The following is an 8,505-nucleotide window of genomic DNA, read 5'->3' as shown; positions in this document are numbered from 1 at the left end:
GATTTATTCACACTACCACCCAACACCATTTCAACCACTTCCATGGTCGCTGGATCGGTCACACGCATGCCATCAATACGGTCAGACTCACGTCCCAACTGCTTTAAAAACGAGTCGACTTGTGGACCTCCGCCATGGACTACAATTGGGTTCAATCCAACGGTTTTTAACAAAACGATATCACGTGCAAACGAGCTCTCAAGCTCAGGATCGGTCATTGCATTGCCACCATACTTTACAACTAGCGTTTTTCCAGCAAAACGTTGAATGTACGGCAAAGCTTCAGTCAGAACCTGTGCTTTGTCGAGGCCAGTATGTTGATGTGGCATGTGCCTCTCCTTAATGGGCGTCTAATATGTCTTGTGCAATCTGCGGATAATCTGCCGTCAGCATGTGCACAAAGCTATGGCGAATTTGATTGAGCCGCTGATCACTGTCCGCGTCGAAACGCACGGTAAAATACTCGCCCGTATTCGATGCTCGAATAATGCCAAATCCGTCCTCAAAATCAAGTCTTACACCATCAATTTTACTAATTTCTGCTTGAAAGTGCTGACTTTGTTTTTCTACATTCGCTAAAACCAGCGCAGGTGAAATTTGATGGGTACTGATATAAATATCTTCAGTACTCGAACGTTCTGGGTAATCTGCCAGAGCTTCTGATAAAGTTAGCTGATGTAAGTTTAAATATTCCAATACTCGTAGTGCAGCATACAAACCATCGTCATAACCGAAACCACGCCCATCATTAAACACATAATGCCCAGCATACTCACCGCCAAAGATAGCTTGTCCTTTAGACTGCGCCAAATACTTACGTAGAAATGAACTACCTGTGCGAATCATTTTGGGAGTTCCCTGATGAGCCAGTACTGTGTTGCGAACCATCGTGGAACATTTCACATCGAAAACGACTTCATGCTCGGGATGTTGAGACAAACACATTTGCGCAAACAGTGACAGTAACCGATCAGCTGAAATAATCACTCCGTTTTCATCAATTAAAACAACACGGTCTCCATCTCCATCAAAGGCAATACCGATATCCGCATGCTGCTGTTGCACGGCGTGGCGTAGCAGTTCTAGATGTTTGGCTTGAGATGGATCAGGGGCATGTTCAGGAAATTCACCATTGGCCTCACAGCGTAAAGGGTGAACCACACAACCTAACTTTTTTAGAACCAAGACTGCACAGCGCCCCGCAGATCCGTGTAGCCCATCTACCACCACCTTAAATGGTCGAGCTTGGGGCTGCAGTTGGATATCACTCAATAATGCATCTTGATAAGCTAAACAATATTCAGGCACGACCTCATGTGGCAACATCTGCCAGTTCATTTCTGCATGACGATCCAAGCACGCATTTGTATCGTATGCCACTTGCTGAATTGTTTCAGGTAAAGGAGGTTCACTCTGCACAATCCATTTAATACCATTATCCGACTTCGGGTTATGGCTGGCTGTCACCATAATGCCATTGCCGTCAAACTGACGCGCTGCAAAATACAATACAGGGCTGGCGCAACAGCCTATATCATGTGCTTCTAGCCCCTGTTTAATACATTCTTGATAAATAATTTCTGCAAATGCGGGACTGCTTAGCCTAGCATCATAACCAATCGCTAAACGGGTTTGGCCAGCATTTAAATATTGCATCGCTAGCGCCTGCGCAATGGCACGAATCAACTCAGCACTCATGACATCCAATTTGCCACGAATATCATAGGCGCGGAAAATATGTGCAGGGAAATTCGGCTGATAATGCATAGTTCTAACTTCTAATCTGTTCATTTCGAGCAGCTCATTTTCAACTGCCCTTGTTTTTATGGCTTTGTGCTTTTTTTAATTTTACTCAGGATTCAAAAACGAGGTGTAACTTTTTATGAACTAAAAATGAGCACTCAGCATAGAAACAATAAAAGCCCCTCAGATGAGAGGCTTTTTTACATTTTCACGGACCGTTTAGTTTTGACCTGTATGTCCAAAACCACCTGCACCGCGTTCTGTCGCTTCAAATTCTTCTACAATATCAAACTGTGCCTGCATCACAGGTACAAGTACATACTGTGCAAGTCGCTCGCCTGGTTCTAAACTGAATGCCGTTTGACTACGGTTCCAAACTGAAACCATCAATTCACCTTGGTAGTCCGAATCAATTAAACCCACCAAGTTACCTAAAACAATACCGTGTTTATGACCTAAACCTGAACGCGGTAAAATTAAACCTGCAAAATGTGGATCTTCAATATAAATAGATAAACCCGTTTTGACCAAAACCGTTTGTCCCGGTTCAATGACGGTCGCAACATCTACACATGCACGAAGGTCTAAACCTGCTGAACCCGTTGTCGCATAAGTTGGCATTGGCCATTCATTGCCTAAACGTGAATCCAACACTTTAACCTGAACTTTCATTCTATTCTTCCTCGTACAATAAATTTCAAAAATAAAAAAATTAGCGTTTAATCAACGCACGTAAATTGTCTAAATAGTGCTGCGCTTGTAATTTCGGATCGACATTGCCCGCCAGTTTCTTTTTCCGTCCTAGCCATTCCAACTCATCTTGCGGCAACTCATCCAAGAAACGACTTGGTGTCATTTGCTTCATCTGCCCGCCCGCTTTGCGTTGTTCTGCCAGCGTAATGGTTAAACCCTGACGCGCACGAGTAATACCCACGTACATCAGGCGACGCTCTTCCTCAACCGTATCTGCGGCAATCGAGTTTTTATGCGGCAGCAATTCTTCCTCAAGACCAATCAGATAGACATATGGAAACTCAAGACCTTTGGATGCATGTAACGTCAACAAGTTTACTTTGTCGGTGTCTTCTTCTTCTTGTTGCTGCTCTAACATATCCAGCAACACCATTTTACGAATCACACTTTCAATGTTTTTCTCATCAACATCTTCAGCACGGTTAATCAAACTTTGAATACTGCTATACAGTACTTCAATATTATCTAGCTTGGTTTTTTCCTGTGCAGGCGTCGCCGCAGACTCTTTGACATAGTCGATATAACCCGCTTCAACCATCATCTTGCGGATAATCGGCACTGGTTCATCATCCTCAAGCAACTCACGAGTAAAGGTGGTAATGAAGTCTGCAAACTCCGCCAACTGCGTGGTGGCTTTTTTAGGAATCACCATGGTGAGACGCTGATCACCCGCTGCTGAAAGCAAAGACAAATGATTTTCTTGAGCAAATAAACCCAGTTTTTCTAAAGTCACAGGGCCAATGGCGCGTTTAGGCGTATTGATGATCCGTAAAAATGCACTGTCATCTTCTGGGTTAATAATGACACGCAAATAACTCATCACGTCTTTGATTTCAGCACGCGCAAAGAACGACTGACCGCCTGATAACTTATATGGAATTTGCATCTGACGCAGTTGTGTTTCTAGTGCACGTGCTTGGAAATTACCGCGGTATAAAATGGCATAATCTTTCCAATTTTTGCCATTCATCAATTTATGCGTAATCAAGTCTTTCACCACGCGCTCTGACTCATCGTCATCATTGCGACACGTAATCACGCGAATGACTTCACCATGGCCTTTATCTGACCACAGTTTTTTATCAAAAATATGTGGATTATTACCAATCACGGTATTGGCCGCTTTTAAAATGCGACTGGTCGAACGATAGTTCTGCTCCAGTTTAATCACTTTTAAATTGTGAAAGTCTTCTTTGAGCAAAGCCATGTTTTCAGGCTTAGCCCCACGCCATGCATAGATGGATTGGTCATCATCGCCCACTGCGGTGAACTGCCCCATCACCCCCACTAGCAATTTCACCAAAATATACTGTGCAGTGTTGGTGTCTTGATACTCATCGACCAATAAATAGCGAATGCGATTTTGCCAGCGTTCACGAACTTCTGCATTTTCCTGTAAAAGACGCGTCGGCATCACAATCAAGTCATCAAAATCGACCGCATTATAAGCACGTAAATTACGTTCATACAGTTGATACAAATGCGCAAACTGAACATCTTCAGCAGTTTCACAAGTGATGTGTGCTTGCTCAGGTGGAATCAGATCGTTTTTCCAATCTGAAATCATCTTCATGGCTTTCGCAATCAGCTCTTTACTTTCCGCACCAGATAAATTGTCACGGTGCATCAAGTCCATCAAAATACGCTTACAGTCGTCTGCATCTAAAATAGAAAAATTATTTTTTAATGGTGTGTGTTTTAACTCTAAACGCAACATGTTTAGACCGAAGGTATGGAAAGTCGAAACTGAAAGGCCTTTTGCCTCTTCGCGTGAAAGTAATTTAGTGACACGTTCTTTCATTTCGCGTGCTGCTTTATTGGTAAACGTCATCGCTGTGATGCGATATGCTGGAATGCCGCAGTGTTTCACCAAGTAAGCAACCTTACGGGTAATCACCGAAGTTTTACCTGAACCAGCCCCTGCAAGTACTAACAAGGGTCCTTGAGTATATTTCATGGCTTCAAGTTGCTTGTCATTTAACTGACTTGCCAGTGACATAGTCTTTCCTCTATTTCATTCCGAGCTCGATTATAGTCATCTCCACTCAAGATGCATAATGCAAATTCACATTTTAATCGTCATAAAAAAACCACCCGAAGGTGGTTTTTCAGTCTTCAATAAAAATTATTGAATTGCGTAGATGCTGATTTCTACACGACGGTTTTGCTCACGGCCTTCAGCAGTTGCGTTAGACGCGATTGGGTTTGCTGAACCTTGACCTTGCGCATTAATACGTGTTGTAGAAACACCTTGAGATGCCAAGTAGCTTGCTACAGATTGCGCACGCGCTTGAGACAGCGGAATGTTGATTGAGTCATTACCTGTACTGTCGGTATAACCTGTTACAAGAATACCGCTCTTGTTATCTTCAGTTAAAGTTTGCGCAACTTTGTTCAACGTTGAATAGAAGTTTGGCTTGATGTTCGATTTGTTGGTATCAAACGTAATGTTACCCGGCATGATTAAACCTACAGAGCCATCTGGATTACGGTTAACTTCTACACCAGTACCCGCCATTTGTTGACGAAGTTTTTTCTCTTTATTGTCAAGGTAAACGCCCGTTGCACCACCTAATACAGCACCAATCGCTGCAGCACGGTTGTTTTGACGGCTACTATTCGCATTACCTTTAGAAATACCATAACCCGCAGCAGCACCAATTAAAGTACCTAAAGCAGCTTTATCGTATTCTACACCACCAATGTTATTGCCAGTGCTTTGACAACCTGTAAGAACCATTGCCCCAACGACTGCGGAAATTGCTAGTGCACGCATCGCATGCCTCCTTCTTTGTGTGTTTTGTTTATAGAACAAATATTGTCGTAAAACGATAAACTAGACCATTGATTTTTTGTTAATAATAAAGCCTTTATTTACAATATGTAATAAAAAATTTCCTTTTCAAGGCTTTCTTCGTCACATTTCCTACACAGTTAATGTTTGGTGCTTTTCTATTTGATCATCCCGTACTATATTGACCTTTAGAAAATAGAACGAGTTGTAAAACACATTAGATTTCAGGGTTTATTTTTATGTCATCGCCAAACCAAAAACAACCTTTATTAAAAAAAATCACACGTGGTTTAACTGTTGGTTCAGTCATTACAGGAAGTACTTTTTTTCACGGCCCACCCGTACTGGCACTTGGTCTCACAAAACTGTTTAAACAATCAAAAAAAGTAGATGAAACCAATATTCAAATTACCAACAGCTGGCTAGGAGTGAACAATTATTTAATTGATCATATTTTACCTGATACCCAATGGGATATTTCAGTCGATGAAGATCTTGAGCTAAGTATGCAAGGTCGTTATCTCATGACCTGTAACCACCAAAGTTGGGTCGATACCACAGTCAATCAGTACTTCGGCTTAACCCGTATGCCCCTCACTCGCTTCTTTACCAAGTGGGAACTTATTTTTATTCCATTTGTCGGACAAGCCTTTAAAATTCTAGGTTTTCCAATGATGAAAAGGCATAGTAAAGAACAAATTGCGAAAAATCCTGCTTTAAAAACACGCGATATGATTGAAGCGCGCAAGTCTTGTGAACAATTACTGAGTCAACCATTTACCCTATTAAATTATTTGGAAGGTACACGCTTTACCCAAGAAAAACATGACCAGCAACAATCCCCTTATCAACATTTGCTCAAACCCAAAGCAGGCGGTTTAGCTTTGGCCTTAGGGATTTTGGGTAAGGAGATTGATGCGTTGGTGGACATGACCATTGTCTATCCCGATGGTGTGCCTGGCTATAGTGAATTTTGGCTTGGCGAAGTCCCACGGATTGCAGTTAATTTGCGTAAAATTGACATCCCTGCGTGGGTACTTTCTGGAAACTATGAAGACGATGCTCGCTTTCGTGAACAGTTTCAACAATGGGTTGACCAACTTTGGGCTGAGAAAGACCAATTGATTGAACAAATGAAAACCAAATATTCACCTTCCCACTCAACCCAGTAAGGGTCTATGCATGATGCAGAATAACCAAGCCAAAAAATCAAAATATCATCAGGTCGATCCACAAAGTTTGTATTTCAAACTATTTTTGATCTATGACATTTTTATGGTGTTTCTCATCATTTTTAACTTGTTTTGCTTGTGCGCTAATTTTTTTATCATGAGCAATATTGGTGGATGGTTTTTCCATGCCATTCATCTTGAAAATGTTTTAGCATTTTATCGCGAACATTTGCATCCGTGGGTCATTACCACCGAGGCTTGGTTTATTCTGTTCTTGATTGCTGAATTACTGGTACGTTGGGGTATTGCTATTATTTATAGGCACCATCGTCGCTGGTTTTTCTTCCCTTTCATCCATTGGTACGAAATTTTAGCCATTATTCCTCATTTACGCTTTTTAAGGTTATTCCGCGCGGGAGTGATTGCTTTTCGCCTGCATGAATTAGGCTATAACGTCATTCCTCAATCGGTACAAGCTAAGGGCAAATTTTACTACCGCGTGGTGATGGAGGAACTGTCTGACCGCGTCGTGATTACCGTATTGGATGGGGTTAAGCACGAATTAAATACCAGCTCGACCCATAAAAAAATTATCCATGACCTTGTCGATCATCATCGGACTTTATTTGCACAAGCATTGGCCGAAATTCTACAAGAATCTCTCGCGACTGAACTGAAACAGCGTCAGTATTTTATTGCACAAAATGTCGGTCTGATTGTGAACCGTGCGATTGAAGATACCCCCGAACTCACCCAATTACTGCGTTTAATTCCAATTGTGGGAGGACGAATTGAACAGCAAATTCAAAGTATCGGGCAACGTCTCGGTGAAAATATCACTCAAGGCTTATTAGAACCGATGGTTACGGGAAACCCAGCACAACCCAATGCGACCTACCGCTTAATTGCGGAAAAGGTCAGTGATTTAAAAATTGACAATCAGTCATTGGAGCAATTGGTTGAGTCTGTGGTCTATGAAAGTTTGGATGCAATTCGTAAGCAAGTTAAAGTGAAACAATGGCTAGAAGAGCTAGAAAAAGATGATCAAGCCAAAGAATAAGCATTAAGCTAAAAATATTACAAACGTAGCTAGTGCAATCCTTCATTTTGTTCTAGGATTTGCTCTATTTACAACATCACTTCTTTAGTAAAAAATAAATCTGAGAAGTCTTAAGGAAAAATTATGGCTGATATCCGGATAACCGGCAGAATGGTCAATGCAATTCGCATTACCCTTGACACCAATGATCATGATGCAATCCGACAGCAGTTAACTAAAACATTACAAAGTGCATCAACTGCTGGAGCTTTGGTGGTTCTAGAAAGTACTGTTGAGCAAGAGTTAATTTCGCTCATCCAATTACTGCTTGATCTGGATGTTCAACCAATGGCCGTACAAGATGGGATTTTGGCTGAACAAGCACGTGCCATTCAGTTCCCCGTAATTCCAGCCCAAGGTCATGCGGTAGGTGCACAGTTACAAGAAGTTAAAGCAACCAAAGAGCAAGTGGTTGAAGCCCCTGCTCCTGTTGCCACACCGTCTGCCAATGCTCCAGTTGCGGCAGCCTCTGTGATTCGTCATGCGACCTCATACCATGACGAAATTTTACGTACGGGTCAGTGCTTGGTCCAAAATCAAGGCGATATCATTATTACCGCGGGCATTAACAGTGGCTCGGAAGTAATTGCTTCAGGAAATATACATATTTATGGCAGTGCTCGTGGTAGAGTCATTGCCGGCGCGGGTGGAAACACTGCTGCACGTATCTTTTGCCATGCTTTAGAAGCTGAGTTGGTTTCAATTGCAGGAACCTATTGTGTCGCAGATGATATTCCAGCGCAGCATTTAAAACGCCCAACACATATTTACTTAAATGATCAACAAGAGCTTGTATTTGAAGCGCTTGAATTTTAATGTATAAATAAACACCAAAAGCCCCAAATGATAAATAAGGGGATTTAAACCATAACAGGAGTGGATTCGGTGGCGAAAATTGTTGTCGTAACATCAGGCAAAGGTGGCGTAGGCAAAACTACGACAAG

Annotated in this window: 8 protein-coding genes; 3 read left to right on the top strand and 5 right to left on the bottom strand. The window is 42.0% G+C overall.

The features are described from left to right. From argB to B4F08_RS16565, 5 genes are all read right to left on the bottom strand, one after another. Positions 1–329, bottom strand: a 329-nt coding sequence (gene argB, locus B4F08_RS16585; RefSeq protein ID WP_291375432.1) for an acetylglutamate kinase, incomplete at its 3' end; no start/stop codon positions are given. Positions 330–339: 10 nt separating this feature from the next. Then, positions 340–1,767: a phosphomannomutase/phosphoglucomutase gene (locus tag B4F08_RS16580; RefSeq protein WP_119064995.1), complete on the bottom strand. Its 1,428-nt coding sequence runs from the start codon at positions 1,765–1,767 to the stop codon at positions 340–342. Positions 1,768–1,962: 195 nt separating this feature from the next. Further along, positions 1,963–2,415 (bottom strand): dUTP diphosphatase, encoded by a 453-nt coding sequence (gene dut / locus B4F08_RS16575; RefSeq protein WP_086208207.1) that lies wholly within the window; start codon positions 2,413–2,415, stop codon positions 1,963–1,965. A gap of 40 nt (positions 2,416–2,455) precedes the next feature. Beyond that, the gene (locus B4F08_RS16570; RefSeq protein WP_291375430.1) at positions 2,456–4,495 is read right to left on the bottom strand and encodes a UvrD-helicase domain-containing protein; all 2,040 of its coding nucleotides are present in this window, start codon (positions 4,493–4,495) and stop codon (positions 2,456–2,458) included. 126 nt (positions 4,496–4,621) lie between these two features. Further along, positions 4,622–5,272 carry an OmpA family protein gene (locus B4F08_RS16565; protein WP_086208209.1) on the bottom strand — a complete coding sequence of 217 codons (651 nt, stop codon included), beginning with the start codon at positions 5,270–5,272 and terminating at the stop codon, positions 4,622–4,624. Between the two features lie 257 nt (positions 5,273–5,529). Here B4F08_RS16565 and B4F08_RS16560 point away from each other — a divergent pair, with 257 nt between their 5' ends. From B4F08_RS16560 to minC, 3 genes are all read left to right on the top strand, one after another. Then, entirely contained in the window at positions 5,530–6,462 is a 933-nt protein-coding gene (locus B4F08_RS16560; RefSeq protein WP_086208210.1) for an acyltransferase, read from the top strand. Positions 6,463–6,472: 10 nt separating this feature from the next. Beyond that, the gene (locus B4F08_RS16555; RefSeq protein ID WP_395579664.1) at positions 6,473–7,522 is read left to right on the top strand and encodes a preprotein translocase subunit SecA; all 1,050 of its coding nucleotides are present in this window, start codon (positions 6,473–6,475) and stop codon (positions 7,520–7,522) included. Between the two features lie 123 nt (positions 7,523–7,645). Beyond that, positions 7,646–8,377, top strand: coding sequence for a septum site-determining protein MinC (gene minC / locus B4F08_RS16550; RefSeq protein WP_110974842.1), 732 nt, complete (start codon positions 7,646–7,648; stop codon positions 8,375–8,377). The last annotated feature ends 128 nt before the right edge of the window (positions 8,378–8,505 follow it).

This window comes from Acinetobacter sp. UBA6720, assembly GCF_002454215.1.
Lineage (GTDB): Bacteria > Pseudomonadota > Gammaproteobacteria > Pseudomonadales > Moraxellaceae > Acinetobacter.
The sequence above is the reverse complement of the archived record's forward strand: the minus strand, read 5'-3'. Positions and strand labels throughout refer to the sequence as shown.